Here is a 26,249-nt window from a genome sequence, read left to right on the forward strand (position 1 = left end):
ATGCCCTGGGGCGATGGCCGTGCTGGTGCTTCTGGTGCTGGTGGCCGCAGCCGGGCTGCTGCTGGCGCTGCAGCGCTTCCGCCGGCTGCGTGGTCGCCGCCGCCGTGCCGCCGTGCGGGAGCGCACCCTCTTCGATCTGCAGCTGGGCGACATCGTGCAGGCCGACGGCCGGGACTGGGTGGTGGAAGACCGCCTGCTCTACGAGGAAGAGGGATTCCAGTGGCTCGAGTACCTCCTGCGCGACGGCGACGAAGGCCGCTGGCTGGTGGTGAACGAGGACGACTGGCTGGAGGTGAGCTGGCTGGAGACGGTGCCGTTCACACCCCCTCGGCCCCTGCCCAGGCAGCTGGAGTGGGAGGGGGAGGCGCTGACGCTCCGGGAGCAGGGCCAGGCCACGGTGACCGCCCGGCTGCGCACCCTCAACAAGCGCCCCGGCCAGTGCCGCTACGCCGACTACGTGGGCAGCGGGGGCCGGATGCTCTGCGTGGAGCTCTGGGGCAGCGGCGAGGATCAGGAGGCGGAGGTGACCGCCGGCCACCGGATCGAACCCACCAGCCTCACCCTGCTGCCGGGCGACGGTCGCTCGGTGTATCGCTGAGGGGCTCGGCTTCCAGCAGCGCGAGCGCGTTGGCCAGGGTGTCGGCCTCTGCGGCGGGCTTGTCCTGGCGCCAGCGGCTGATGCGGGGGAAGCGCACGGCGATGCCGCTCCGGTGGCGCCGGGAAGCCTGCAGTCCCTCGAAGGCCAGCTCGAACACCTGCGCGGGCTCCACGGCCCGCACTGGCCCGAACCGTTCGGTGGTGTGGCTGCGGATCCAGCGGTCGAGGGCGTTGATCTCCCGGTCGTTGAGGCCGGAATAGGCCTTGGCGAAGGTCACCAGGCGACGCTCGCCATCCTGCTTACCGCCGTCCCGATCCCATAGCCCGAAGGTGTAGTCGGTGAAGAGGTTGGCGCGGCGGCCGCTGCCCGCCTGGGCATAGAGCAGCACCGCATCGAGCCGGTAGGGCTCCAGCTTGTGCTTCCACCAGTGGCCCCGCCTGCGGCCGGCCAGGTAGGGGGAGCCGGCGGCCTTGAGCATCAGCCCTTCGGCGCCCACCGGGCGGGCCCGCTGGCGCAGGGCTTCGAGCTCCTCCCAGCCGGCGAGCGCGAGGGTGGGGGAGAGGCGCAGGGGCCCGGCCGAGGACGCCCCTGCCGCCGGCGGCAGCTGCCGCTGCAGCGATTCCAGGGCGGCCCGGCGCAGGCGCAGGGGCTGGGGGCGCAGGTCCCGGCCCTCCTGTTCCAGCAGGTCATAGGCCAGGAACACGGCTGGACATTCCCCGAGCAGCTTCGGTCCGGGCGCGCGGCGGCCCAGGCGGCGCTGCAGGGCCGCGAAGGGGGCAGGGCGCGGCGCCTCCGCCGGCCACACGATCACTTCCCCGTCGAGCACGGTGCCGTCGGGGAGTCTGTCGGCCAGGGCGATCAGCTCCGGGAAGGCGGGATTGATCAGCTCCTCTCCCCGGCTCCAGAGCAGGCTGGCGCCGGCGCGACGGATCAGCTGGCCGCGGATGCCGTCCCATTTCCACTCGATCTGCCAGTCGTCCACGCTGCCTGCCAGGGGGGCGGCGCCGGGATCGGCGGGCAGCTCCAGGGGGGAGGCCAGGAAGAAGGGATAGGGCCGGCTGCTGCGCGCCTCGTCGCCCTGCCCGGCGGCCAGCAGACCTGCCCAGGCCGCCGGGGTGGGGGTGAAGCCCCCCATCAGCCGGTGGGCCAGCAGCGACTCCTCCAGGCCGCTCATCCCGGCCAGGGCCAGCAGCACCAGGCCCTGGGCCACGCCGATCCGGAAGCCGCCGCTCAGCAGCTTGTTCATCACCAGCAGCTCCATGCCCGCGAGCCGGCTCCAGAGGGCCCGCACCGCCTCGGCCTGGGCCTCGCCCTCCAGGCCGGCCACGCCCGGCAGCACCTCCTCCATCCAGGTGTGGAGCGGAGCGTCTGGCGCTGGGGCGGCGACGGGCGCGGGGGCAGAGGCTGGGGTGCCCGCCTCCGTTCCCACCTGGCGCCAGAGCAGGGCGATGGTTTCGGCCGTGTCGCCCACCTGGGCGTAGCAGTCGTCGAACAGCCACTCCGGCAGCCCCGCCTGCTCCAGGCAGATCTGGCGCAGACGGCGCGCCGTGATCAGCCGGCGGCGCTGCTTGCCCAGCAGGCAGTGCAGGGCCCAGGCGGCATCGGCGGCCGGTTCCGCGGCCAGCCACCGCTGCAGCACGGCCACCTTGGCGGCGGTGCCGCTGGTGTGGTCGAGCTGCTCGATCAGCGCGGCGAAGCGGCGCATGGCTGGGCCCCTACTGCTGGTTCAGCGACCAGTCGTACTGGAGATGGGTGAGGCGGTAGTCGCCGTTGCGCAGGAAGGCCTGGTCCGCCGGGCTCACGTAGCCGCTGATGTAGTTCAGGATGGCGCGCTGGCCTTCGTGGTCGCCGAAGCGTTCGCTGGTGGCGTAGCGGCGTTTCCAGTCGTCGCCGAACCACTGGAAGATCTGCGAGATGGCCACGCTGCCGGGTTCCCCCTGGGCGCCGCGGCCGATCACCAGTCCCTGGGGGCTGCTGAGCCAGAGGCGCGACTGATCATCCAGCTGGGTGTCGAGCGCCGGCCCGGTGTAGGGCTCGCGGCGCAGGGGCGGGCAGCTGATGGCGGCGCACACCAGGGCGGCATGGATGCGGGGCTCGTCGTAGCGCTTGCGCAGGATGCCGTGCTCGATGTGGTCGAGGGTCATCCCCTCCCCCGCCACCGTGTGGCGCCGCAGCTTCCACACCCCGGGGATGTCGCGGATGCTGGCGCGGATCGGCTCCTGCTCGATGATCGAGGCCAGGGTGAGGGCGTTGTAGGCGTTGAGCAGGAAGGCGATCTGCTCGCTGGGATGCCAGCTGGCGAAGCGGTCGGGCTCCACCGCGGTGATGGCGGCCACGTAGGCCTCCAGATCCCGGGGCTCCTGCTGCAGACCCCGGTAATCCACCAGACCCTGCCGGTCCACGAAGCGCTCCAGCACCCGGGCATAGGCGCTGTGGTCCAGGGGCGGCCGGGGCGCCGGGCGCGTGGGGGTTCCGTTGGCTTGCTGCTGGGGCGTGCTGTTGGCCCGATCCGCCAGGGAGGGGCCGCCGCGGCAGCCGGCCAGCAGCAGCACGCCGGCCAACAGGAGCAGGGAGCGGAAGGTCATGGGAGGGTCATGGTTCAGATGGACGGTGGCGAGCGAACGCGGGGAGCAGGGGGCGGCGCGAGGCCAGGGCCTCCAGCCCCAGGCCCAGCAGCAGCGGCGCCCAGAACAGCAGCCGCTCCGGCTCGCTGAGGCGCCAGTCCGGCAGGCGGGCGGGCAGCACCCAGTACACGAAGCCCGACAGGCTCACCAGGCGGGCGCCCCAGGCGCGGGTGGGCACGGCGAAGGGCAGGTACCAGCTCACGTACCAGAGGTGCACGATCGGCGACACCATGAGCAGGGCCAGCAGGTAGCGGCGGCTGAAGCGGCCCAGATCCGTGCTGATGACCAGCAGCAGCAGGCTGAGGAAGGCCAGCAGTGCCAGAAACAGGCTGTTGTGGGCCAGCGTCCAGGGCCAGAGCCGCCCCACCAGAGCCGGCACCAGCTCGGCGCTGCGGCCGAACCGCACGAAGCCGGATTCCACCGGAATCAGGGGGCAGACGCCGGAGCTGCAGAAGGGCACCGCCGCCACGGCCAGGGGGAGCAGGCCAAGGGCTGCCAGGGCGGCGCCGTGGCGCCATTGCCGCCGCCCCAGGGCTTGCCCAACCAGCAGCGCCAGCATCGGCAGGGAGATCCACTTGATCGCCGCGCTGAGCCCCAGCAGCAGGGCGGCCAGCCGCTGGCGGCCCGGGGTGGGCGCGGGCTCCAGCAGCAGCCAGGCCGCCACCAGGGGCAGCAGGAACCAGCTGTCGAAATGGCCGCCGCCGGCCAGGCACACCAGCACCAGCGGATTCCAGGCCACCAGCAGGGCGGCCCGATGGCCGAAGCGGCGGGCCAGCAGCCCGCACACCGCCAGATCGGCCGCCACCACGCTCAGCTTGAGCAGTGCCACGCTGGGCCCGGCCAGAGCCAGCAGCCGGAACAGCAGCTGGCTGAGGGGCGGGTAGATCGCCGTGACATCCGGATGGTTGATCTGCCCCCACCAGGGGGGGCGCAGGGCCTCCAGCGCCGGGTGATCCGGTGGCAGCAGGAACGGGTTGAAACCCTCCAGCTGGATCCTCCCCTCCCAGAGGTAGCGCCAGACGTCGTCGCTGGGCTCCATCGGCAGCAGCAGCAGCCGGGCGGCCAGCGCCACCCCCCAGAAGGCGGCGGCGGGCACCACGGCCAGCCGCCAGGACAGGGCAAACCCCAGCCCCATCACCACAGCGCCCGGCCAGAACCGCTGCAGCACCAGGGGATCGCGGAACTGCCCGTAGGGACTCACCAGCGCGGCGCCGGCCACCAGCAGCACGCCGCTGGCGATCAGCAGTCCCTGCTGGGCTCGGGAGGCGGGCTGGCTCATGGCAGCAGCCCCAGCCGCCGCCCGTAGAGCCGGCCCACGGTGGAGAGGATGCCCAGGCCCGCTCCCACGCTGCCCCGGAGCGTGCCCGAGATCTTGGAGCGGCCACCGCGCCGGGGGTGCTGCTGCACGTCGCACTCCACGATCCGCAGGCCCGCCTCGACCGCCTTCACCTGCATCTCGATCGTCCAGCCGAAGCCCCGATCGGCCATGGCCATCGCCTCGAGGGCCTCCCGCCGGATCAGCCGCAGCGGGCCCAGATCGGCGTAGGCATGGCCCCAGCCCAGCCGGATCAGACTGGTGGCCAGCCGGTTGCCGAAGCGCTGCACCGGCGTGAGCCGGGCCCGGCCTTCGGCCGTGGCACAGCGGTTGCCGAGGATGAGATCGGCCCCGTCCATCAGGGGGCGCCAGGCGGCCACGGCGGCCAGGTCGTCGCTGCCGTCGCCATCGCAGAACAGGATCCAGCGCACCGGATCGGGCAGGAACTGCAGCCCGCTCCAGCAGGCCCGGCCGTAGCCGGCCCGCGGCTCCCGCACCACCTCCGCCCCCGCTGCCCGGGCCAGGGCCGCGCTGGCGTCGGTGCTGCCGTTGTCCACCACCCGGATCGCCCCCACCCCCAGCCCCCGCAGCCGCGCCACCACCGCGCCGATGGTGGCGGCCTCATCGCGCACCGGGATGATCGCCATCACCCTGGCCAGGCTGCTCATGGACATGGGGGCCTGCTGGGGACTTCTACCGGTGAGCGCTGCCATCGGATGGCGCTGCCTGCTCCAGGGGCTCCCCCTGCTCCAGCCCCACCGGCACGTCCATGTGCTGGTTGATCCGGCCGGTGATCAACAGGGAGCCCCGCTGGTTGGTGGCGATCGCCCACAGCCAGCGGGTGAGCAGGGTGAGGCGGTTCTCGGCGGCGGGCATGAACGCCAGGTGGGCCAGGCCCCAGAGCAGCCAGCCCAGGACGCCACTCACCCGCAGGCCGCGCAGGTCGGCCACGGCACTGAGGGGGCCGATCACCGCCATGCTGCCGAGATCGGTCCAACGGAACGGCGCCATACGCCGGCCCTGCAGTGTCGCCAGCAGGTCGAGGGCCACCCAGCCCCCCATCTGCACGGCGGGGCCGGCCATGCCCGGCAGGGGCCGGGTGTCGGGGGTGTGGCTGTAGGCGCACAGGTCGCCCACCACGCGGATCTCCGGGTGATCGGGCACGGAGAAATCGGGCTGCACGATCACGCGGCCGCCGCGATCGAGCCCGCAGCCGGTGAGGTCCGCCAGCCGCCTGCCGAGATGGGAGGCCCGCACGCCGGCCGTCCAGCACACGGTGGCGGCCTCGATCCGCCGCTCCGAGGGGGGGGCGCCCGCCTGCGGCCCCGGCTGGGTGAGGGTCACGGCGTCAGCCTCGATCGCCACCACCCGGCCGCCGAGAACCACCTCCACCCCACGGCCGCGCAGGGACCGCTCGGCCGCTTCCGAGAGTGTGGGATGCATGGCCCTCAGCAGCCGCTCGCCGGGGTCCACCAGGATCACGCGGTTGTGCTCCGGCCGCAGCTGGCGGAAATCCCGCTCCACCGTGTGGGCCAGCAGCTCATGCAGGGAGCCGGCCAGCTCGCAGCCGGAGGGGCCGCCCCCCACCACCAGCACCGACTGGAGCCGCCGCCGCCGCTCGGGGTCGGCGCATTGCTCGGCCTCCTCCAGGGCCGTGAGCACACGCCGACGGATCTCGTCGGCGTGCTCCAGGATCTTCATCGGCGGCGCCAGCGGCCGCCAGCGCTCATGGCCGAAGTAGGAGCTGCCTGAACCCGCGGCCAGGATCAGATGGTCGTAGGCCAGGCGGCGCCCGTTGAACACCACCGCCCGGCCGGCCGGATCGAGGTCCTCCACCTCCCCGAGCAGCACCTGCACGTTCGCCGCCTTCGCCAGCAGGCGGCGCAGGGGCGTGGCCACGTCGGCCTCCGGCACCAGCCCCGTGGCCACCTGGTAGAGCAGGGGCTGGAACAGGTTGAAGTTGCGCTTGTCGATCAGGCTCACGCGCACGGGCTGGTTCATCAGCCGCCGGGCCGCCTGAAGGCCGGCGAAGCCGCCGCCCACGATCACCACCCGGGGCCAGGCAGGGTCCACGCCGGCGGCAGGGTCCAGTTCCAGGAAGAACCGTTCCCGCGCCATCACCGCCGAGCCGATGGCCGCACCCTAGGCAGGGCCCCCCGCGATGGTCTCTGCTGCCTAGGGTTGGCGGGCGATGGGGATCAGGCGTTGCGGGCTGAATCCGCCGAACTGGTCCGGTCCCTTTCCGTTCCCCTGCCCACGCTCTGGGCCGGGCTGGAGCGCCGCACACTTCGGCCCGAGGTGATGGATCAGCCCGGGCTCGATGCCGCCGCCCACCAGGCGGCGCTGCGGGGTCTGGCCAGGATCAATGCCCTCACCCGCACCATCGGCTGCTTCGCCCCCGCCGTGCGCCGTCTCGCCCGCCGCCTCCCCGGCAGGCCGTTGCGGGTGCTGGATGTGGCCTGCGGTGGTGGCGACACCGTGCGTGAGCTGGTGAGGCTGGGACGGCGGGAGGGTCTCGTTCTGGAGGTGCACGGCTGTGACCTCAGCCCGGAGGCCGTCGCCCTGGCCAGCCGCACGGCGCGGGCCGAGGGGCTGGCGGCGGAGTTCTTCCAGGCCGACGCCCTCGGCGCCCCCCTCCCCGGCGGATACCAGCTGATCACCTGCTCCCTGTTCCTGCACCACCTCGGCACGGCGGAGGCGGAAACGCTGCTGCGGCGGATGGCCGCAGCCACCGAGGCCCAGCTGCTCGTGCACGATCTGGTGCGCAGCCGCCTCGACCTGCTGCTCACCTGGGCCGGCACGCGGCTCCTGAGCCGATCGCCGGTGGTGCACGTGGACGGTCCCCTGTCGGTGGGTGGGGCATTCCGGATCGAGGAGGTGCGGGCGCTGGCGGCGGCGGCCGGCCTGGAGGGGGCCGAGCTGCGCCGCTTCTGGCCCGAACGCTTCCTGCTCTCCTGGTGCCGGCCCGACCGAGGTGCAGCCGAAGGCCTGGCAGCGGCCCTGCAGGGGGCAGCGGGCCATCACGGGGAGGACTCCCTTGCCGGTTGATGGCGATGCACCGCTCTGGGACGTGGTGGTGGTGGGGGCGGGTCCCGCCGGCTCGGCCGCGGCCCTGGCCCTCGCGCGCCGCGGGGTGAAGGTGCTGCTGGTGGAGCAACGGCGCTTTCCGCGCTGGAAGGTGTGTGGTGCCTGCCTGAGCCCCCAGGCGATCGCGGCTCTGGGGGCCCTCGGCCTGGAGCAGCTGGTGGAGCGGGGTGTGCCGCTGCGCGAGCTCCAGCTGGGGGTGGCCGGTGCCACCCTGCCGGTGCCCCTGGGCCGGAGCCGGGCCGTTTCCAGGCCATGCCTGGATCAGGCGCTGCTGCAGACGGCTGCGGCGGCCGGTGCCGAGGTGCGGCTCGGCACGCGTGCCGTGCTGGCGGAGGGGCCGGGACCCTGGCGCCGGCTGCTCCTGCAGCGCCGGGGCGGCCAGCAGCAGCTGCAGGCGCGCCTGGTGCTCGCGGCCTCGGGCCTGGTGCCGGGCGCGCTCGGAGCCCGGCCGGCCTGGCGGAGCCACGCCGCCCCGGACAGCCGCGTGGGAGCGGGCTGCGTGCTGCCGCAAGCCCCTGCCAGCTACGGGACGGGCACGATCGCGATGGCCGTGGGCCGTGGGGGGTATGTGGGCCTGGTGCGGGTGGAGGACGGCAGCCTCAACCTCGCCGCGGCCCTCGATCCGGAGCTGATCCGGGCCGGGGGCGGTGTGGCCGGAGCCTGTGACGCGGTGGTGCGGGAAGCGGGTTTCGACCCCCTGCCCGCCCTCGCCACAGCCCGCTGGCAGCGCACGCCGCCCCTCAGCCGCCGCAGCGTGCCGCTGGCGGGCGAGCGGCTGCTGCTGCTGGGGGATGCGGCCGGCTACGTGGAGCCCTTCACGGGCGAGGGCATGGGCTGGGCCCTCACCTCCGCCCTGGCCGTGGTGCCCCTGGCGCTGCGCGCTGTGGAGGGGTGGGACGAGGCGATCGCCGCCGAGTGGCCGCGGCAGCACCTGCGCTGGGTGGGTCGCCACCAGCGTTTCTGCCGTCAGGTGGCCTGGACCCTGCGGCATCCGACGTTCTGCCGCACCCTGCATCGGCTCGGGGCTGGGATGCCCGCCGTTGCGGGCGCGCTGGCCGGCGCCCTGCAGCACACGGAGCTGCCGCCATGGGTCTGATCCTGCGGGGCCTCGGCACCGCGGTGCCGGAACGGCGGCTGAGCCAGGAGCAGACCCTGGACCTTGCTCCCCAGATGGCGGCCGCCACCCTGCGCCAGCAGCGGCTGCTGCGCCGCATCTACCTGCGCTCCGGTGTGGACGGCCGCCACTGCGTGCCCCTCCTGGCCGCCACCAACCCCTCCACCGCGGAGCGGATGCGCCACTACCGCACTGAAGCGGTGCCCCTCGCCCTGCAGGCCTGCCGCCGGGCGCTGGAGGACGCCGCCATCGCACCGGATGCGATCACCCATCTGGTCACCGTGTCCTGCACAGGGTTTTCGGCCCCGGGAGTGGACCTGGCCCTGATCGAGGCCGTGCCGCTGCGGCCGGATGTGGCTCGCACCCACGTGGGCTTCATGGGCTGCCATGGGGCCCTCAATGGTCTGCGGGTGGCCCAGGCCTTCGTGGAGGCCGATCCCCGGGCCTGCGTGCTGCTCTGCGCCGTGGAGCTGTGCAGCCTCCATCTGCAGGAGGGCTGGAATCCGGACCACATCGTGGCCAATGCCCTCTTCGCCGATGGGGCGGGTGCCGTGGTGGCGGTGGCCGCCCGACCGGAGGCCGGGCGCCTGCGCCTGCGGGCCTGTGGGTCCACCGTGGTGCCGGCCAGCGCCGATGCGATGGCGTGGATCATCGAGGACCACGGCTTTTCCATGGCCCTCTCGGCCCGGGTGCCCGGGCTGATCGCGGCCCGGCTGCGCCCCTGGCTCGAGGCCTGGCTGGCCGGCCACGGCCTGAGCCTCCCAGCCATTCAGCACTGGGCCGTGCATCCCGGGGGACCCCGCATTCTTTCCGCGGTGCTGGAGAGCGCCGGACTGGAGCCCGGCCGGCTGGATGGCTCCCGGGAGGTTCTCCGGCAGTACGGAAACATGTCCTCAGCCACCGTGCTGTTCATCCTCCAGCGGCTCCTGGGCCCTGCCGCGGCGCCGGGCGCGCCGGGTGCCGGTGCGGCTTCCGGCCCATGCCTGGCGCTCGGATTCGGCCCAGGCCTCACCGTGGAAGCGGCGTTGCTCGAGCTGCCGTGATGCCTCAGAGCCGCTCCGGGCGATCCAGCCGTGGCCACTCCAGCCGCGCCGCGCAGCGGGCCACCGCCTTCGTCACGGTGGCCGTGGCGGGCCTGCTCTGCTACGCGATGTTCGTTCAGATCGCCGCCGAGCAGAATCTCAGCCCCTATCCCACGGCCCTGTTCGTGGCCATGGCCGCGGTGGTGGGATCGGTTCTCAATCAACCATTCCGAGAAGATCCGCTGGCCTCGGATGGGGGCTCCCCCTGGCTGTATCTGGTCTGGAAAGCGTCCGTGGCGGTGGCCTTCGCCTGCCTGCTCTACCTGATGTTCATGGGCCAGGTGCTCACGGGCGGCATCTTTCCCAAGTTCTGCGGTGACACGGCAGGCTTCACCGATGTGCGTGGCTTTGTGGCAGACGTGCACCCCGCCAGCAATGCCGACTTCGCCAAGCTGCTGGTGTGGGCCTTCGTGGCTGGATTCTCGGAGAAGTTCGTGCCCAACCTGATCACCCAGATCACCGGATCCGGGCGGCCCGGATCCGGCACCGGCGACGCCATGGGCGGCACCAGTGGCCGGGCCGGTGAACGCCCAGGGCTGGATCCAGGGCAGGACTCAGGAGGGCCTGATGGAGACCCCTGATCGCCAGCAGCTGCTCACCCTGCTGCGGGAGCAGCCCCGAGGCCGTGCCAACCGTCACGACCAGGCCGTGCGGCAGGCGTTCGCGGCCCTGGAAGCCTCCCAGCCCGCCGATCTCAGCGCCGATGGGGCTGCGGAGCTGCTGGAGGGGGTGTGGGAGCTGCGCTGGAGCAGCAGCCGCCAGCCCTATCTGCAGGCCACCCCCTGGCTGGAGAACCTGCAGCTGCTGGCTCCATCCCTGGGCCGGGCCATGAATCTGCTGCGGGCCGCTGGACCGCTGGGGCCGCTCGGAGGCATCGCCCTGGAGGCCCGGATCACGATCGCCACGGCCCAGCGGGTGGAGGTGCGCTTCCAGCGGGGCGGCTGGCTCGGGCCCCCGATCGGCCCGGAGCGGCTGCGGCTGTTGCGGCAGGTCAGCGCCGCCACCCCGGCCTGGCTCGACATCACCGTGCTCGATCAGGAGCTGCGCCTCTGCCGCGGCAATGCCGGCACGCTCTTCGCCCTGTTGCGGCGCGATGATCTCCGCGTCGAGGACCTCCTGCCGCCTGCTGCTTGAAGGCCCGGGGGTGTGCTCGGGCGCGGTGCTGCCGTGCCGGTGCTCAGGGCCGATCGCGTCGCTGCAGGGTGCCCATGCCCTCCACGTTGAGGTTGTCGATCACCACCGCCTCGCTGCGGCCGCCGGCGCCGATCCGGAAGGTCACGGCACTGGGCCCTCCGGCGTTCTCCCCCACAGGCAGGTAGGAGAAACGGTGCTCGCCCAGGGAGGTGAGCGGGGCGCTGCGCCGCTCGGGTCCGAGGCGCATCACCAGAGAATCCCCTTCCAGGGTCACAGTCACATCCCCGAGGTAGGCGTTGGCGTAGGTGCCGGCGTAGCGCTCCAGGGGAAGCGCCGGTGCACCCGCTGCGGCCGTCACGATCGGGTAGTCAGGCTGCATCATCTGCGCAAAGACGGGGGCCAGCAGGGCGGCGTAATCGCGCTGCACCCGGCCCAGCTCCACCAGATCGAGGAACGCCGCGATCACCTCCTCCGGCACCCCCATCGGGCTGCCGTTGGTGAGCACCGCGATGCCCAGCCCCTGGGAGGGGATGAGGCTCACGGCCGTGGCGGCCCCGAGGGCGAAGGCCCCCGAGTGGCTCAGGCGCACCTGATCGGGGGGCGTGAACCCCACGTTCCAGCCCAGGCCATAGGTGCGGGCCGGATCGCGGGCCGGATCGGCCGGGGGCACGCTGATCATCTGGGGCCGGTGGGTTTCCCCCAGTGCCGCTGCCGCCACCAGCTGGCGGCCCTCGATGCTGCCGCCGTTGAGCTGGAGCCGCATCCAGCGGGCCAGATCCCGGGCCGAGGCGCTCACCCCGCCCGCCGGCGCCTGGGCATCGGGCTGGCGGCCGCCGCTCAGCTGCCAGCGGCCATTGCGCTGCTGGTGCAGATCGGCGCGGTTGCTCCTGCCCAGATAGTCGGCATGGCGGGAGCTGGTGCTGGTCATGCCGAGCGGCCCGTAGAGCCGCTCGGCCGAGAGGTCCTCCCAGCTGCGGCCGGCGGCGCGGGCCGCAGCTTCGCCGGCGGCGGTGAAGCCGAAGTTGGTGTAGGCGTAGGCCGCCCGGAAACGGTTACCGGTGTCCAGCAGGCTCAGGCGTCCCAGCACCGTGGCGCGATCGAAGCCCAGGTCCTCCAGGTCATCGCCCGCATGGTCCGGCAGGCCGCTGCGGTGGGCGAGCAGATCCCGCAGGGTCACCCGCGCTCCGAGGCTGCGGCCGCCGATCACCACCTCCGGCAGCTGGTCCATCACCGGGGTGTCCCAGCTCACGATGCCATCGCCCACCAGGGAGGCGATCACCGTGGAGGCGATCGGCTTGGAGAGGGAGGCGAGCTGGAACACCGTGTCGCCATCCACCGGCAGCCCGCTGCCGAGCCGTCGCGTGCCATAGCCCTGCAACACCACGGTGGCGTCGTCGTGCACCACCACCACCGCCAACCCCGGCACACCGCTGCGGGCCATGGCGGCCTTGATCAGGCCCGGCAGCTTCTCCAGGGCCATCGCCAGCCGCTTGGCCTCCTCGTCCTTGGCGGTTGCCGTGGCGTCACCGGCCTGGCTGCTGGCCAGGGCCGCGACGCGCTGGTCTGCTGCGGTGTGCTCAGCGGCCAGAGAGCCCCCGGAGGCCATCACCAGTGTCAGGCCAAGGGCCAGCGGCCAGGGCAGGGCGCGCCGCAGGCCTGATGGTTTCACCTGCCCTGCCGGCTTCCCTGCCGGCTGGGACGTCAGCTGACACCCGCATTTGCTTCCGGCCTGGTGCGCTCTGGCCTGGTGCGCTTCAGCCTGTTCCACGGGCAGGAGTCTTCCAGCTCTCACCATGGCGGGGCTGGCGGCGGCGTCAACATCCCCTGCCTGGTGTTCCGTGGGATTCATCTGTAGGTTCCCCTGGAACATTCGCAGCCTGTTGATGACGGCAAGCCCTCCGCCCCCTGCGTCGATGGCACCCAAGGCCGGCCGGATCCTGAACCACATCGGCCGCCACAACATCCGCGGGGATTTCTTCGGAGGGCTCACCGCCGCCGTGATCGCGCTGCCGATGGCGCTGGCCTTCGGTGTGGCCTCCGGCGCAGGAGCGGCGGCGGGTCTGTGGTCAGCGGCGATCATCGGCCTGGTCACGGCGCTGTTCGGCGGCACGCCGGCTCTGATCTCCGAACCCACCGGCCCGATGACGGTGGTGTTCACCGCCGTGCTGGCCAGCCTCACCACCCGGTTGGACAACCCCGCCGAAGCCCTGGCGGTGGCTTTCACCGTGGTGATGCTCTCGGGGGTGTTCCAGATCCTCTACGGGGTGTTCCGGCTGGGCCGTTACATCACCCAGATGCCGTACACGGTGATCTCGGGCTTCATGAGCGGCATCGGCACCATCCTGATCGTGCTGCAGATCGGCCCCCTGCTGGGCCAGGCGCCACCCCCCGGCGGAGTGCTCGGCACGCTCCAGAACGTGCCCCAGTTGCTGCAGGGGATCCGGCCGATGGAATCGGCCCTGGCCCTGATCACCCTGGTGGTGCTGTGGTTCACACCGGAACGGGTCAAGCGGCTCATCCCTTCGCAGCTCTTCGCCCTGATCGTGGGCACGATCCTGTCCCTGGTGGCCTTTCAGGGTGTGGAGCTGCGCCGCATCGGTGCCATCTCCAGCAGCCTGCCCCAGCTCACCCTGCCCTCCCTCTCGCCGGAGGTGCTGCAGCTGGTGCTGATCAATGCGGCCCTGCTGGGCATGCTCGGCTCGATCGACTGTCTGCTCACCTGTCTGGTGTCCGACAGCCTCACCCGCACCGAGCACAAGTCGAACAAGGAGCTGGTGGGCCAGGGGGTGGCCAACATCGCCGCCGGTCTGTTCGGTGCCCTGCCCGGATCCGGCGCCACCACCGCCACCGTGGTGAACATCCAGGCGGGGGGGCGCACCGGGCTCTCCGGGGTGCTGCGGGCGGTGATCCTGGCCCTGCTGATCCTGGCCGGGTCAGGGCTGGCGGCCCAGATCCCCCTCGCCGTGCTGGCGGCGATCGTGTTCAAGGTGGGCATCGACATCGTGGACTGGGGCTTCCTGGCGCGGGTGCCCCAGCTCTCCGGCAAAGGGGCCCTGATTACCTACGTGGTGATCGCGCTCACGGTGCTGGTGGATCTGATGGTGGCCGTGGGGGTGGGCATCTTCATCGCCAACATCATCACGATCGACAAGATGAGCGCGATGCAGACCCGGGGCGTGCGGCTGGTGAGCACCGGCGACGACGCGGGGGAACTCAGTGATCCGGAGCGGGAGCTCCTCAATGCCGGCGCCGGCCAGGTGCTGCTGTTCCAGCTCAACGGCTCGATGATCTTCGGGGTGGCCAAGGCGATCAACCGGGAGCACAACGCCATCGGCGACTGCAAGGCGGTGATCTTCGATCTCAGCGAAGTGGTGCATCTGGGCCTCACGGCGGCCCTGGCGATCGAGAACGCCGTGGAGGAAGCGGTGGAAGCCGGCCGCAACGTCTATGTGGTGGGGGCCCGGGGCACCACCCTGCGGCGGCTGGAGCAGCTCAAGCTCTACGAACAGCTGCCGCGCGATCACATCGACCTCACCCGGCACCAGGCCCTGATCCATGCCGTGGGTACCCTGGCCTGAGGGCCCTCAGCGGTTGAGCCGCTGCATCCGCCAGGTCACGAAGGTGCCCACCGGGCTCCAGAGCAGGTAGGGGATCAGCAGCAGCCAGGCCGGCTGGGAGTGGGATGCCACCAGCACCGCGAGGGCCACCCCCCACACCCAGCCGGCGAAACCCACTGCCGTGCCGTTGGCCAGGTTGCGGGTGCGGCAGATCACCCAGGTGTAGCTCTGCACCAGCACCAGCAGCACCAGGTAGCCGGCCATCAGCCAGCCGCTGCGGCTCCCATTCCAGCTCAGCAGGGCCGAGGCGTAGAAGCAGGCGTAGATCGCCATCCAGATGAAGGGGATCAGCGGCTCGAAGGTGAGCCAGGCCGGCCGCCGCAGACGCAGGAACACGGCGAAGTCCTCCCGGCCGGGGTTAAGGGCGGCCACCACGGCGGCCATGGCGAGCAGGATCAGCAGGGCGGCGGTCATGGCTGCGGATCCCCGCGGCTTCCCATCACTGTGGCAGCCGCCACGGCGGCCAGCATGGATCTCCGCAGATCCGGAGGCCGGCCCCCATGCTTCCTGCCGCCCTGTTCCTCGACCTCAACGGTGTGCTCTACGACCAGCCCGGCACTCCCTTGCCGGGGGCCGTGACCACGGTGAGCTGGGCTCGGCAGCGAGGGCTGCCGCTGCGGTTCGTGACCAACACGGCCACCCGCCACCACCACCGGATCCTGCGGGACCTGGCGGCCCTCGGCGTCCGGGTGGAGCCGGGCGAACTGTTCACCGCCCCCCTGGCGGCCCGGGCCTGGATCCGGGAGCGGGGGCTCACGCCCCACTGCCTGGTGCATCCGGCGATCCGCAGCGTGTTCGCGGATCTCGAGGGCCAGAGCCCGGACTGCGTGCTGCTGGGGGACGCCCGCGGGGAGCTCACCTACGCCGCCCTGAACCGGGCCTTCCGGCTCCTGCTGGACGGTGCTCCCCTGATCGGTCTGGGCATGAACCGCCGCTTCCGCGAGGGTGGGCAGTGGATGTTGGATGCGGGGGCGTTCATTCAGGGCCTCGCCTGGGCGGCGGAGGTGGAGCCGGTCGTGATGGGGAAGCCCTCGGCCGCGTTCTTCGCCCAGCTGGTGGCGGATGTGGGGCTGCCGGCGGAGCAGTGCCTGATGGTGGGGGACGACGCGGAAGCCGATGTGGCCGCGGCCCTGGTGGCGGGGCTGCGCGGCTGTCTGGTGCGCACGGGGAAGTACCGGCCGGGAGACGAGCGCCGATGCGCGCCACAGGCTCTGGTGATCCCCAGCCTTGCCGAGCTGCCCGGAGCGCTGGAGCGCGGCTGAGGAGCCGGGGCTCAGCGCCCCTCGCAGTGCTCCACGGCCCGCAGGTAGAGCAGCTTGCCCGGCCCTTCCTGGCCGGTGAGGTTGGCGGCGCGGCGCAGCTGGATCTGGGCGTCGACACAGCGGTTGTAGCGGTGGTCGCGCACGGCCGAGGGGATCTGCAGCACGGCGATCGCCACCAGGCTGAGGCTGGCGATCGCCGCCAGCACCGGGTAGGCGTGGGCGCGCACCATCGCGCGCGGGCTGAGCTGCTGTCCTTCGTGGTCGGCCATCGCGGCGGGGCTGGTGCCTCCATCCTGCCCAGTGCCTCTCCGCCGGGGCCCGCCAGAATCACCCTGGCCGGACCGTGAGCGCCGGCGGCATCCAGACTCCTGGGATGGCCTGGATTCACCTGCCTCTGCCGGGAGTTTGAGGATGCCGCCAGCGCCGCCGATCGCCGCCGCCGGCGCTTCCACAGCCCACCGGGGCGCCGGCCTGGGCTGGCTCGAGCCCACCAACGTGCTGCTGCTGGCCTGTGCCCTGATCTACGGCCTGATCGGGGAATGGGTGGATGGCGCCATCCTGCTGGTGTTCGTGCTGGGCATCAGCCTCCTCGATGCCGTGCAGCAGCGGCGCAGCAGCCGGGCCCTGGCGGAGCTGGCCCGCCTGTCCGCACCCCGGGCCCACGTGCGGCGCGACGGCCGGGAGCTGGACCTGCCGGCCGAGCAGGTGCGGGTGGGTGACCGGCTGCGCCTGGAGGAAGGCGACCGGGTGGCGGCTGACGCCTCCCTTGTGGAAGCGGTGGGTCTGTGGCTGGACGAATCCCTGCTCACCGGTGAATCCCTGCCGGTGGCCCGCTCCAGCCCCGGGGAGCGGATCCTGGCGGGCTCGCTGGTGGCCGGCGGCCGGGGCTGGGCGGAGGTGGTGGCCGTGGCCGACGCCACCGAACTGGGCCGGCTCGGCAGCAGCCTGGCCACCGTGCAGCCGCCTCCCACCCGGCTGCAGCGCCAGACCCGCCGCCTCACCGCGCGCCTCACCGTGCTGGCCCTGGGGCTCTGCGCGGTGTTGGCCGTGGTGCAGGGGGCCAGCAGCGGCTCCTGGCCCCAGGCCCTGCTGGCGGCCCTGGCCCTGGCCCTGGCGCTGCTGCCCAACGAAATCCCCGTGGTGCTGGCCCTGTTCCTGGCCCTCGGAGCCCTGCGCCTGGCCCGGATCGGGGTGCTGGCCCGCTGGCCCGCGGCGGTGGAGAGCCTGGGCAGCGCCACGGTGCTCGCCGTGGACAAGACCGGCACCCTCACCGAGAACCGCATGGGGGTGCATCAGTTGCTCACCTGGCCGCAGCAGCAGGTGTGGCGGGCGGGGGAGGTCCTTCGGGAGCCCTTTCATCCCCTGGTGGAACTGGCGGTGCTGGCCAGTCGCGGCGATCCGGTGGATGCGATGGAACGGGCGATCCAGCGCCTCGCCGGCGAGGCGCTCGCCGGCACCGAGCACCTCCATCCCGACTGGCCCCTGGAGCGTGAGTACCCGCTGCAGAGCGATCTGCTGGTGTTCTCCCGGCTCTGGCAGGACGGGCAGGGGGGCCTGCGGCTGGCCGCCAAGGGAGCGCCCGAGGCGATCGCCGATCTGTGCCACCTCGAAGCCGGCCCCGCCGCCGCCCTGCTCGCCGCCGCCGATGGCCTCGCCCGCCAGGGGCTGCGGGTGCTGGCCGTGGCCCGCGGACTCGATGGCGTGCCGCTGCACGGGGGAGAGCGGCCGGCCGGCGGCGATGCCCTGCCGGATCACGTGCACGGCTACCTGTTCGAGCCTGTGGGGTTGGTGGGCCTGGCGGACCCCCTGCGCTCCGACGTGCCGGCGGCGATCGCCACGGCGCAGGCCGCCGGGGTGCGGGTGGTGATGATCACCGGGGACAGCCCGGTGACCGCCCGCTCGATCGCCGATCAGGCGGGGCTGCCGCCGGGACCGGTGCTCTCCGGCCCCGAACTGGAGGCCCTCACCCCCGGGGCGCTGGCGCGCTCGATCCGGGAGGTGCCGGTGTTCGCCCGGGTGATGCCCCGGCAGAAGCTGCAGCTGGTGCGGGCGCTCCAGGCCGCCGGGGAGGTGGTGGCGATGACCGGCGATGGCGTCAATGACGCCCCGGCCCTCAAGGCCGCCGACATCGGCGTGGCCATGGGTCGGCGCGGCACCGCCGTGGCCCGGGAGGCCGCCGATCTGGTGCTGCTGCGCGACACCTTCGGCGATCTGGTGGCTGCGCTGGAACTGGGCCGGCGCGTGGAGGCCAACCTGCACCGGGCGCTGGGCTACACCCTGGCCATCCATCTGCCGATCGCGGGGCTCAGCCTCCTGCCCCTGCTGCTGCCCGGCCATCCCCTGCTCCTGCTGCCGGTGCACATCGCCCTGCTGCATCTGGTGATCGATCCGGCATGCACGGTGGTGTTCGAAGCCCTGCCGGCAGCACCGGGCCTGATGCGTCAGCCCCCCCGCCCACCGGAGGCCCCCCTGTTCGGTACAGGCACCTGGCGCCGCTCCCTCGCCCAGGGAGCCGTGCTGCTGGCGGCCGCCCTGGTGCTGGCCTTCTGGCCGGAGTCGAGCGTGGAAACGCACCGCAGCCTGGTGTTCTCCCTGCTGCTGCTCGGTGGCGGGGGCCTGGTGTGGCTGAACGGGGATCGCCGCAGCCCCATCACCGCCGCCGGCGCCGGCCTCGGCCTGGGGCTGTGGCTGCTGGTGACCGTCCCCTGGATCCGGCAGGGCCTCAGCCTGGCCCCGTTGCTGCCGGGCCAGGTGGTTACGGTGCTGTGCAGCTCCCTGCTGGCCCTGGGGCTGGCGGGTGTGTTCAGCGCCGGGGTGCCCATCCAGCGCCCGGGCCGTCCTTGCCCGTGACCGGCATCCACCCCATGGAGCTCCACGTCGATCGAACCCAGCGCGTGGCGCTTGACACCAACGCCCTGGCCTGGACCCCTTCACCGCTGCCCGGGGTGGAGCGGCGCATGCTCGAACGCCTCGGTGGGGAAGTGGCCCGCGCCACCTCGATCGTGCGCTACGCCCCGGGCAGCCGGTTTGATCGGCACACCCATGGCGGCGGCGAGGAGATCCTGGTGCTGGAGGGCACCTTCTCCGACGAGCAGGGGGACCATCCGGCCGGCACCTACCTGCGCAACCCGGTCGGCAGTTCCCATGCCCCGTTCAGCAGGGCGGGCTGCACGCTCCTGGTGAAGCTGCACCAGATGCACCCCGCCGATCAGCAGCAGCTGGCGATCGACACCACGCGGGGCACCTGGGTGCCGGGGCTGGTGCCCGGCCTGAGTGTGATGCCCCTGCATGCCTTCGGTTCGGAGCATGTGGCCCTGGTGCGCTGGGCGCCCGGCACCGTGTTCCAGCCCCATGGCCACCCCGGCGGCGAGGAGATCCTGGTGCTGGAAGGGGTGTTTCAGGATGACCAGGGCACCTATCCGGCCGGCAGCTGGCTGCGCAATCCCCCCGGCAGTGCCCACCGCCCGTGGAGTGAGGCGGGCTGCACCATCTGGGTGAAGACCGGCCACCTGCCCGACACCCTGCCAGCGGTGCTCATTCGCTGACAGTGATGACCAGGTTGTGACCGGCTGTCAAGTTGCCGAAATAGTCCTTTACGTTGATGGAGGTTTGATGCCTGCCCCACGGCTGACTCCTTTTCCTCTGCGGTTTCTGCCATGAACCTTCAACAAGGTCAGATCGTTCAGCTCTCCACCAACCCCGACCAGACCTACCAGGTGCTCAGCATCGACCAGGACGGCGACTGCTGCTGGCTGCGTCGCTGGCCCCTCTCCCGCCATGGCTCCCCCGCCTTCGCCGCACCGCTGAGCCAGGTGGCCTGCAAGGAGCTGGCGCCCTCCTGATCCCGAGGCCAGGCCATGATTCCGATGCGCTTTCTGGTGGCGAACCGCCTGCTCCACTGGGCGGGTTTGGCGGCACTGGGTGCTGCTGGGCTGGCCTTCCTCACCGAGCTGCTGGTGCTGGCTGCCGCCTCAGGGGGCTGATGCCGGGTCGGGGTCATCACCCCGCCGCCCATGGCCGCTCTGGCCGGAAAGGAGAGCCGGCTCCGCGCTCGCGCTCTGCATCGGGCCCGGCATGGTCTCGTGCACGAGCCGGGCGATCTGATGCGGCTGCCCACTGCTCTGGGCCAGCAGCAGGGCCTGCCCTGCCCGGGCCAGCAGATCCTCGATGCGCTGATCGGAGGGGCTCAGCTCCGTCAGCCCCCCGCTCACCTGCAGACCGGGCCCGCCGCTGAGGGTGCCCTGAAGATCCGCGATGCCGCAGCGGATCGCTTCGGAGCGCTCCAGGGCGGCGTCCTGGCCGGTGTCGACCATCAGGATCGCGAAGGCGTCGTCCCGCATGCGGCCCACCAGATCCCGCGGCCGCCGTTGGGAGCGGCACACCTCCGCCACGGCGTTCAGCAGTTCGTCGCCGGTCTGGTGGCCCCAGCGGTTGTTGATGGTGCTGAACTGATCGATGTCGATCAGCAGCAGGGCCATGGGGTCGCCATCGCGAAGGGCCCGGTCCAGCTCGCGTTGTCCCTGCTCCAGAAAACTCATCCGGTTGGCGAGCCCCGTGAGCGGGCAGAGACTCGTCTGCCGGCGAAGCTCCAATTCACGCACCACCAGGTCGGCCAGATCCTGCAGCAGCTTCACCTGGGCCGCACTCAGCCGGCGCGGTTGCCGATCGATCACACAGAGGCTGCCCAGGTTGTGGCCATCAGGAGAGGCCAGCGGAGCGCCGGCATAGAACCGGACGCCCGGCTCGCCCAGCACGAGGGGATTGCTGCAGAACCGGGGATCGGTGCGCGCATCAGGCACCACCAGCGGTTCGCCCTCAGTGATGGTGTGGGCGCAGAACGCCTGCTCACGCGGAGTTTCTGTGATATCGAGCCCATGGCGGGCCAGGAACCACTGGCGGTTCTTGTCGATCAGGGAGATCAGGGCGATCGGCGTCTCCAGCACAGTGGAGGCCAGGCGCACCAGCCGATCGAAGTGGGTGTCGTCGGGGCTGTCGAGCACCCCGTAGCGCTCGAGGTCCCGTTGCCGGTCGGGCTCGTCTGCAGGCAGGGGGTAGTCGGGATACATCGTGCTCCTCACCTGCTGGCATCACCTTAGGAACATGGCCCGGCCCCCAGAAGCGGACCCCATAGGTTGAAGACACGACTGCCCGTGCTGGTCCACCGCCGATGAGCGCCACGTCCTCCTCCTCCTCCCCCTCCCCGTCGCCGTCCTCCTGCTGCGCCGGCAACGGCCCCGGGCCCGGCCCGGCGGAGTCGGCCGCGGCCATGGACCGGGAGCTGGCCCGGGAGTTCACCCTGCTGCGCCGCAAGCTGGGTGTGGCCGCGGTGCTCACCCTGCTGGTGATGCTCTCCAGCCTGCCCCACATGCTCGGGCGCCATTCCCTGCCCCTGCTGCCGCCCTGGTTCACCAGCCCCTGGACCCAGCTGCTGCTCACCACGCCGGTGCTGTTCTGGTGCGGGCGGGAGTTCTTCAGCGGCGCCGCCTCGGCCTTCCGCCAGCACAGCGCCGACATGAACACCCTGGTGGCCGCCGGCACCGGCATCGCCTGGCTCACCTCCGTGGTGGCCACCCTGGCGCCGCAGCTGCTCACGGCCGAGGGCCTGCCGGCGGATGTGTACTACGAAACCGCCGCGGTGATCCTCACCCTGGTGCTGCTGGGCCGCCTCCTGGAGGCCCGGGCTCGCGGCCAGACCTCTGAGGCAATCCGGCGCCTGCTGCAGCTCCAGCCCCCCACCGCCCGGGTGCTGAGGGATGGCGTGCCCCAGGAGATCCCGGTGTCCCTGGTGGCGGTGGGGGATCTGGTGCAGGTGCGGCCCGGCGAGAAGCTGCCCGTGGACGGGGTGGTGGTGGAGGGCCGCTCCTGGGTGGAGGAGTCGATGCTCACCGGCGAGCCCACCCCGATCCAGAAAGGCCCCGGCGACACCGTGATCGGCGCCTCTCTCAACCGCAGCGGCAGCTTCAGCTTCCGCGTCAGCCAGGTGGGTGGCGACACCGTGCTGGCCCAGATCGTGGAGCTGGTGCGCCAGGCCCAGAGCTCCCGCACCCGGGTGCAGCGGCTGGCGGATCAGGTGGTGGGCTGGTTCGTGCCGGCGGTGATCGCCCTGGCCATCGCGGCCTTCGTGCTCTGGTTCCTGATCAGCGGCAATGCCGTGCTGGCGATGCTCTTCCTGGTGAGCGTGCTGGTGATCGCCTGTCCCTGTGCCCTCGGCCTGGCCACCCCCACCTCGATCATGGTGGCCTCGGGGAAGGGGGCAGAGAACGGCCTGATCTTCCGCAGCGCCGAGGCCCTGGAAACCGCCGGCGGTCTGCGCACCCTGGTGTTCGACAAGACCGGCACCCTCACCCGCGGTCAGCCGGCGGTCACCGATTTCGAGCGCCTGAGCGGGAGCCGGCTGCCGGCGCTGGAGCTGCTCGCCGCCGTGGCGGCCCTGGAGGAGCGCTCGGAGCATCCGCTGGCGGAGGCGATCGTGGGCTACCTCCGCCCCCAGCTCGGCACGGGGGCTCTGCCCGCGGTGGAGCACTTCGAGGCGGTGGCCGGCCTGGGCGTGCAGGGCCGCGCCGGCGGCCACCACGTCCAGGTGGGCACCCCCCGCTGGTTCCGGGAGCTCGGCTTCGAGGCCACGGCCCTCGATCCCCTGGCCGCCCGGCTGGAGGCCTCGGCCCGCAGCGTGGCGGCGGTGGCGGTGGACGGCCGGATCGAAGCCTGTTTCGGCATCGCCGATCCGCTCAAGCCCGATGCCGCTGCCGCCGTGGCGGCCCTGCGGCGCCTCGGCCTGCAGGTGGTGCTGCTCAGCGGCGATGCCCGCCGCACCGCCGAGGTGGTGGGCGAGCAGCTGGGGATCGAGCGGGTGATCGCCGAGGTGCGCCCCGCCGACAAGGCCGCGGTGATCCGGCGGCTGCAGGAGCAGGGGGAGGGTCCGGTGGCGATGGTGGGCGACGGCATCAACGACGCCCCGGCCCTGGCGGCGGCCGATGTGGGCCTGGCGATGGGCACCGGCACCGATGTGGCGATCGCCGCCAGCGACATCACCCTGATCTCAGGCCAGCTGGCCGGCGTGCCGGCGGCGATCGAGCTCAGCCGCCACGCCATGGCCAACATCCGCCAGAACCTGGTGTTCGCCTTCGCCTACAACGTGGCCGGCCTTCCGATCGCCGCCGGCCTGCTGTTTCCCTTCACCGGCTGGCTGCTCAGCCCGATGCTGGCCGGCGCCGCCATGGCGTTCAGTTCCGTGTCGGTGGTGAGCAATGCCCTGCGGCTGCGCCGCTTCCGGCCCAGGCCCCTGCCCGCTGCCGCCCGCCGATGACCTGCCTGCTTGCCGCCGCCCTCCCCTTGGCCGAGCCGCTCTGGCGCTCGATCCACCAGCCCCTGGCCCTGCGGCTGGCCGTGGCCGCCGCCGGCCTGGCCCTGATCGCGGCGGAGCTCTGGTGGTTCCTGGGCCGCCACGGCGATGCCGCCCTGGCCACGGCCGCGGCGGGCGGCTGGCAGGAGGTGACCATCACTGTGGATGGGGGCTATGTTCCGGCGCGGGTACGCCTGCAGGCCGGGCGGCCGGTGCGGCTCACCTTCCACCGGCTCGATCCCAGCAGCTGCGTGGCCCGGGTGATCGTGCCGGACTTCCAGCGCAGCCTCGATCTGCCCCTCAACGCCCGCACCAGCCTGGAGCTGCCGCCGCTGGAGCCCGGCATCTACCCCTTCCACTGCGGCATGGCCATGGTGCGGGGCTCCCTGGAGGTGGTGCCGGATCAGTCGAGGGCGATGCGCTCCAGGTAGCGGGGCGTGGCCGTGAGCGACGGCCCCAGAGACGGGCTGAGTTGATCGATCAGCAGCAGGGCCGGCGCCATCAGAATCACGCCCGCCACCACGGTGGTGATCAGCTGAACCAGCGCCGCATCGTCGGTGGAATCCCAGCGCTGGCGGGAGGGAGAGGGTCCCCAGCCGCCCCGTCCGGCCGGATGCTCGTGCCGCTGCTGGTTCATGGCGATCGGGATCACCCGTGTGTCGTCACACGGCACTGCGGTTCAGACCCTAAAAGTGAACCGGAGGAGCAACACAGGGGTCTGGGCCATTCGTCGCCTCCCGTTTCATTGCTTAAGAAGAGCACACACTGGAGGCCTGTTCAGCCCCCACTCCCGCACCACCGCCTCCATGGATGAAGCCAGCCTGCGCACCCTGTTCACCAAGCACTACGGCTCCCCCGCGCCCTCGGAGGACCTGTGGCGCTCCCACTACGCCGAGGACGTGCACTTTCAGGATCCGACCCAGGAGCGCCAGGGCCTGCAGGCCTACATCGAGGCCCAGGAGGGTCTGGTGAAACGCTGCGACGATGTGATGCTGAAGCCAGCAGCGATCGCGATCGACGGCACCACCGCGTTCATCGAGTGGGAGATGGGCCTGAAGATCAGGGGCATCACATTCACCTATCCCGGCACGACCCGCCTGCTGCTCAACGACGCCGGCCAGATCGTGGACCATCGCGACTACTTCGACTTCGTGGGGCCCACCTTTGCGCCGGTGCCCGTGGTGGGAGGGTTCGTGCGCTGGCTCTACAAGCGTTTCGTGGACTGAACCTCCCAGTCCTGCAGGGTCTCCAGCGTGAGCTCCGCCAACTCGGGCCAGCCGGCATCGATCGTGAGCACATGGCCGCCCCCCTCGAGCCAGTGGAAGCGGCAAAGGGCCGGATCGAGCCAGCGCTGCAGCAGGGCCATGGACCGCTCCGCCCGCACCACCCGGTCCCGATGGCTCAGCACCACCAGGGCCCGCAGCGGCAGGCCGTTCCGGCGCAGCTGCCGGCGGACCCGGGCGATCAGCCGCAGCACCTCCAGGCTGGTGGCCACCGGGTAGCGCGCGTAGCCCCAGAACCTCCCGCCGGCGGCGGGGTCCACGAAATCCTCCGCCGGCTTCGGCAGGGTGCGCACCAGCAGCCGCAGCAGCGGTGCCAGGAAACGGCGCCGGTCCCGCACGCTGATCGGCGGGGAGTAGAGCAGCAGGCCTTCCAGCTGGGGATCCTCCAGGCCCAGCTGCAAGGCCAGGATGGACCCCAGCGACAGGCCCCCCACCACCACCCGCTCGCCCCGCCGCCGCAGGTGCGCCACCTCCTGGGCCACCTGCTCGCGCCAGTCGCCCGCCCTCACCGCCTCGAGATCCTCCACGCGGGTGCCGTGGCCCCTCAGCAGCGGCACCTCCACGCTGTAGCCGGCGCGATGCAGCCGCTGAGCCAGGGGCTTCATCTCGGCGGGCGAGCCGGTGAAGCCATGCAGCAGCAGCACGGCCACGCCGCGCTGGCCACGAAGGGAGAGCGGAGCGGGGTCGGCCGCCGCTGGGGTGGGGATGGAGGGCTCCGCGCTCACCAGACCTCCGGGGGCAGGGAGGATCGCGCCTCCCGCAGCAGCTGGGAGGGTTTCACGTGGAAGCGCTGCTGAAACTCCACGCTGAACAGGCTGAGGGAGCGGTAGCCGCAGCGGGCGGCGATGCTGGCGATCGTGTCGCCGGGGGACGGGTGCTGCAGGTGCTGGCGGGCCAGATCGAGCCGCTGGCTGCGGATCCACTGGGTGGCGGTGCAGCCGAGCCGTTCCCGGAAGGCGTACTGCAGCGTGCGGCGCGAGTAGTGGCTGTGCTCCTCCAGCATCGTGAGGCTGAGCGGCTCGGAGAGGTTGAGGCGGATGAAGTCGATCAGCTCATCGAAGGCGTCGCGTCCCTGGCGATGCTTCTGCGTGAGGCGGTCGAGCGGGCCCTCCTCGCGCACCTCCGGCAGCAGCATCGCCGCCATCAGCCGGTAGATCCGGTCGTCCACCTGCAGCCGGTCCGCCAGCCCGTCGCCGTAGGCCGCCAGCCGGTCCGCCAGCGCCATCTCCTGGCGCAGCAGGGCCTGCAGGGGAGCCCCGTTCGCCGCGGTGGCCGGTGGCCAGTCATGGGGGCGCTGGAGCAGGGCTCGCCAGGGGTGGGGGGACTGCCCCAGGCCCGCCATGGCGCTGGCCGTCTGCAGCAGGCGTTCCGGTTCGAGCCGGAACACCAGCAGGCTCACCAGGGTGCCCTCCCAGCTGAAGCTGTCGCCCGGCACCATCAGGCACCCCTCCGCCGGGCATGACCAGCGGCGCGAGGCCTGGCGGATCTGCTGATCGCCGCCATAGCCCAGGAACACCGTGAGCCGGCGCTGATCGGCGCTGACCATCTGGGCGGGCGGCAGGATCCCGGCCACCACCACCACGCTCCCCAGCCAGGTGTTGACGCCGTAGTGCCACCAGGGTTCGCCGGGCTGGGCGGCGCGGAACTCCCGCAGGGGCAGCACGGTGCCCAGCAGTTCCCTGCTGGATTGGAGATCCTCGAGCAGAACCAGACGGCGCCGGAAGGGGTTGTCGAGCGCCTCGGCCTGCGGGTGACCAGCGGCCGGAGGGACCGGCTCAGGGCCCATGGGAT

The 26,249-nt window shown here is 72.2% G+C and carries 27 protein-coding genes; 15 read left to right on the forward strand and 12 right to left on the reverse strand.

Translation table 11 applies throughout. The features are described from left to right. Positions 1-13 precede the first annotated feature (13 nt). Complete coding sequence (locus tag CPCC7001_RS01405; protein WP_043368456.1) at positions 14-598, forward strand: DUF4178 domain-containing protein; 585 nt, start codon at positions 14-16, stop codon at positions 596-598. Here CPCC7001_RS01405 and CPCC7001_RS01410 read toward each other — a convergent pair. Genes CPCC7001_RS01410 through CPCC7001_RS01430 form a run of 5 tightly spaced genes read right to left on the reverse strand, consistent with a single transcriptional unit; the run spans position 558 to position 6,655 of the window. After that, positions 558-2,303, reverse strand: coding sequence for an ATP-dependent DNA ligase (locus tag CPCC7001_RS01410; protein ID WP_006911795.1), 1,746 nt, complete (start codon positions 2,301-2,303; stop codon positions 558-560). The two genes, CPCC7001_RS01405 and CPCC7001_RS01410, sit on opposite strands and share 41 nt — an antisense overlap. Before the next feature lie 10 nt (positions 2,304-2,313). Next, entirely contained in the window at positions 2,314-3,183 is an 870-nt protein-coding gene (locus CPCC7001_RS01415; protein ID WP_006911296.1) for a DUF547 domain-containing protein, read from the reverse strand. Positions 3,184-3,190: 7 nt separating this feature from the next. Then, the gene (locus CPCC7001_RS01420) at positions 3,191-4,501 is read right to left on the reverse strand and encodes a hypothetical protein (protein WP_006911598.1); all 1,311 of its coding nucleotides are present in this window, start codon (positions 4,499-4,501) and stop codon (positions 3,191-3,193) included. Next, positions 4,498-5,211, reverse strand: coding sequence for a glycosyltransferase family 2 protein (locus CPCC7001_RS01425; RefSeq protein WP_156796633.1), 714 nt, complete (start codon positions 5,209-5,211; stop codon positions 4,498-4,500). The genes CPCC7001_RS01420 and CPCC7001_RS01425 overlap by 4 nt, the downstream gene beginning before the upstream one ends. Before the next feature lie 19 nt (positions 5,212-5,230). Continuing rightward, on the reverse strand, positions 5,231-6,655 hold the full coding sequence (locus CPCC7001_RS01430; protein WP_043368458.1) for an NAD(P)/FAD-dependent oxidoreductase: 1,425 nt from the start codon (positions 6,653-6,655) through the stop codon (positions 5,231-5,233). An 87-nt stretch (positions 6,656-6,742) separates the two neighbouring features. Here CPCC7001_RS01430 and CPCC7001_RS01435 point away from each other — a divergent pair, with 87 nt between their 5' ends. Genes CPCC7001_RS01435 through CPCC7001_RS01455 form a run of 5 tightly spaced genes read left to right on the forward strand, consistent with a single transcriptional unit; the run spans position 6,743 to position 10,954 of the window. Further along, on the forward strand, positions 6,743-7,585 hold the full coding sequence (locus CPCC7001_RS01435) for a methyltransferase domain-containing protein (RefSeq protein ID WP_225867136.1): 843 nt from the start codon (positions 6,743-6,745) through the stop codon (positions 7,583-7,585). Next, positions 7,575-8,720 (forward strand): NAD(P)/FAD-dependent oxidoreductase, encoded by a 1,146-nt coding sequence (locus CPCC7001_RS01440; RefSeq protein WP_006911473.1) that lies wholly within the window; start codon positions 7,575-7,577, stop codon positions 8,718-8,720. Before CPCC7001_RS01435 ends, CPCC7001_RS01440 begins: the two co-directional genes overlap by 11 nt. After that, a complete protein-coding gene (locus CPCC7001_RS01445; protein WP_006910749.1) occupies positions 8,711-9,781 on the forward strand; it encodes a type III polyketide synthase in 1,071 nt (356 codons plus the stop codon). Before CPCC7001_RS01440 ends, CPCC7001_RS01445 begins: the two co-directional genes overlap by 10 nt. Next, positions 9,781-10,401: a hypothetical protein gene (locus tag CPCC7001_RS13900; RefSeq protein ID WP_006909367.1), complete on the forward strand. Its 621-nt coding sequence runs from the start codon at positions 9,781-9,783 to the stop codon at positions 10,399-10,401. Before CPCC7001_RS01445 ends, CPCC7001_RS13900 begins: the two co-directional genes overlap by 1 nt. Then, positions 10,388-10,954, forward strand: a complete 567-nt coding sequence (locus tag CPCC7001_RS01455) for a PAP/fibrillin family protein (protein ID WP_006909791.1) — start codon at positions 10,388-10,390, stop codon at positions 10,952-10,954. The genes CPCC7001_RS13900 and CPCC7001_RS01455 overlap by 14 nt, the downstream gene beginning before the upstream one ends. Positions 10,955-10,997: 43 nt before the next feature. On the opposite strand, the gene CPCC7001_RS01460 is transcribed toward CPCC7001_RS01455, so the two are convergent. After that, positions 10,998-12,623, reverse strand: a complete 1,626-nt coding sequence (locus tag CPCC7001_RS01460) for a serine hydrolase (RefSeq protein ID WP_006910686.1) — start codon at positions 12,621-12,623, stop codon at positions 10,998-11,000. A gap of 244 nt (positions 12,624-12,867) precedes the next feature. On the opposite strand from CPCC7001_RS01460, the gene CPCC7001_RS01465 reads away from it, so the two are divergent. Beyond that, complete coding sequence (locus CPCC7001_RS01465; RefSeq protein WP_006911536.1) at positions 12,868-14,532, forward strand: SulP family inorganic anion transporter; 1,665 nt, start codon at positions 12,868-12,870, stop codon at positions 14,530-14,532. Positions 14,533-14,538: 6 nt separating this feature from the next. On the opposite strand, the gene CPCC7001_RS01470 is transcribed toward CPCC7001_RS01465, so the two are convergent. After that, a complete protein-coding gene (locus tag CPCC7001_RS01470; RefSeq protein WP_006909828.1) occupies positions 14,539-14,985 on the reverse strand; it encodes a TspO/MBR family protein in 447 nt (148 codons plus the stop codon). An 86-nt stretch (positions 14,986-15,071) separates the two neighbouring features. Here CPCC7001_RS01470 and CPCC7001_RS01475 point away from each other — a divergent pair, with 86 nt between their 5' ends. Next, positions 15,072-15,833 (forward strand): TIGR01458 family HAD-type hydrolase, encoded by a 762-nt coding sequence (locus CPCC7001_RS01475; protein ID WP_006910518.1) that lies wholly within the window; start codon positions 15,072-15,074, stop codon positions 15,831-15,833. Positions 15,834-15,844: 11 nt separating this feature from the next. Here CPCC7001_RS01475 and CPCC7001_RS01480 read toward each other — a convergent pair whose 3' ends face one another. Next, positions 15,845-16,102, reverse strand: a complete 258-nt coding sequence (locus tag CPCC7001_RS01480; protein WP_006909107.1) for a hypothetical protein — start codon at positions 16,100-16,102, stop codon at positions 15,845-15,847. A gap of 142 nt (positions 16,103-16,244) precedes the next feature. Here CPCC7001_RS01480 and CPCC7001_RS01485 point away from each other — a divergent pair, with 142 nt between their 5' ends. From CPCC7001_RS01485 to CPCC7001_RS15880, 4 genes are all read left to right on the forward strand, one after another. Then, positions 16,245-18,683: an HAD-IC family P-type ATPase gene (locus tag CPCC7001_RS01485; protein WP_006910202.1), complete on the forward strand. Its 2,439-nt coding sequence runs from the start codon at positions 16,245-16,247 to the stop codon at positions 18,681-18,683. Positions 18,684-18,697: 14 nt separating this feature from the next. Further along, a complete protein-coding gene (locus CPCC7001_RS01490) occupies positions 18,698-19,378 on the forward strand; it encodes a cupin domain-containing protein (protein WP_043369298.1) in 681 nt (226 codons plus the stop codon). A gap of 111 nt (positions 19,379-19,489) precedes the next feature. Continuing rightward, complete coding sequence (locus CPCC7001_RS01495) at positions 19,490-19,675, forward strand: hypothetical protein (RefSeq protein WP_006911673.1); 186 nt, start codon at positions 19,490-19,492, stop codon at positions 19,673-19,675. 15 nt (positions 19,676-19,690) lie between these two features. After that, positions 19,691-19,816: a hypothetical protein gene (locus CPCC7001_RS15880; protein WP_255347421.1), complete on the forward strand. Its 126-nt coding sequence runs from the start codon at positions 19,691-19,693 to the stop codon at positions 19,814-19,816. Here the strand turns inward: CPCC7001_RS15880 and CPCC7001_RS01500 are convergent. After that, on the reverse strand, positions 19,805-20,911 hold the full coding sequence (locus CPCC7001_RS01500) for a sensor domain-containing diguanylate cyclase (RefSeq protein WP_225867137.1): 1,107 nt from the start codon (positions 20,909-20,911) through the stop codon (positions 19,805-19,807). The genes CPCC7001_RS15880 and CPCC7001_RS01500 overlap by 12 nt on opposite strands. A gap of 89 nt (positions 20,912-21,000) precedes the next feature. Here CPCC7001_RS01500 and CPCC7001_RS01505 point away from each other — a divergent pair, with 89 nt between their 5' ends. Beyond that, positions 21,001-23,139, forward strand: coding sequence for a copper-translocating P-type ATPase (locus tag CPCC7001_RS01505; protein WP_006909615.1), 2,139 nt, complete (start codon positions 21,001-21,003; stop codon positions 23,137-23,139). Continuing rightward, positions 23,136-23,606 carry a cupredoxin domain-containing protein gene (locus CPCC7001_RS01510; protein WP_006910411.1) on the forward strand — a complete coding sequence of 157 codons (471 nt, stop codon included), beginning with the start codon at positions 23,136-23,138 and terminating at the stop codon, positions 23,604-23,606. Before CPCC7001_RS01505 ends, CPCC7001_RS01510 begins: the two co-directional genes overlap by 4 nt. Here CPCC7001_RS01510 and CPCC7001_RS01515 read toward each other — a convergent pair. Continuing rightward, complete coding sequence (locus CPCC7001_RS01515) at positions 23,579-23,812, reverse strand: hypothetical protein (protein ID WP_043368459.1); 234 nt, start codon at positions 23,810-23,812, stop codon at positions 23,579-23,581. The two genes, CPCC7001_RS01510 and CPCC7001_RS01515, sit on opposite strands and share 28 nt — an antisense overlap. A 169-nt stretch (positions 23,813-23,981) precedes the next feature. Here CPCC7001_RS01515 and CPCC7001_RS01520 point away from each other — a divergent pair, with 169 nt between their 5' ends. Continuing rightward, positions 23,982-24,401 (forward strand): nuclear transport factor 2 family protein, encoded by a 420-nt coding sequence (locus CPCC7001_RS01520; RefSeq protein ID WP_006910306.1) that lies wholly within the window; start codon positions 23,982-23,984, stop codon positions 24,399-24,401. On the opposite strand, the gene CPCC7001_RS01525 is transcribed toward CPCC7001_RS01520, so the two are convergent. Then, positions 24,380-25,183: a carboxylesterase gene (locus CPCC7001_RS01525; protein WP_006911599.1), complete on the reverse strand. Its 804-nt coding sequence runs from the start codon at positions 25,181-25,183 to the stop codon at positions 24,380-24,382. The genes CPCC7001_RS01520 and CPCC7001_RS01525 overlap by 22 nt on opposite strands. Further along, entirely contained in the window at positions 25,180-26,244 is a 1,065-nt protein-coding gene (locus tag CPCC7001_RS01530; RefSeq protein ID WP_006911647.1) for a helix-turn-helix transcriptional regulator, read from the reverse strand. The genes CPCC7001_RS01525 and CPCC7001_RS01530 overlap by 4 nt, the downstream gene beginning before the upstream one ends. Positions 26,245-26,249 lie beyond the last annotated feature (5 nt).

Origin of the sequence: Cyanobium sp. PCC 7001 (genome assembly GCF_000155635.1) — a bacterium.
Classification (GTDB): Bacteria; Cyanobacteriota; Cyanobacteriia; order PCC-6307; family Cyanobiaceae; genus NIES-981.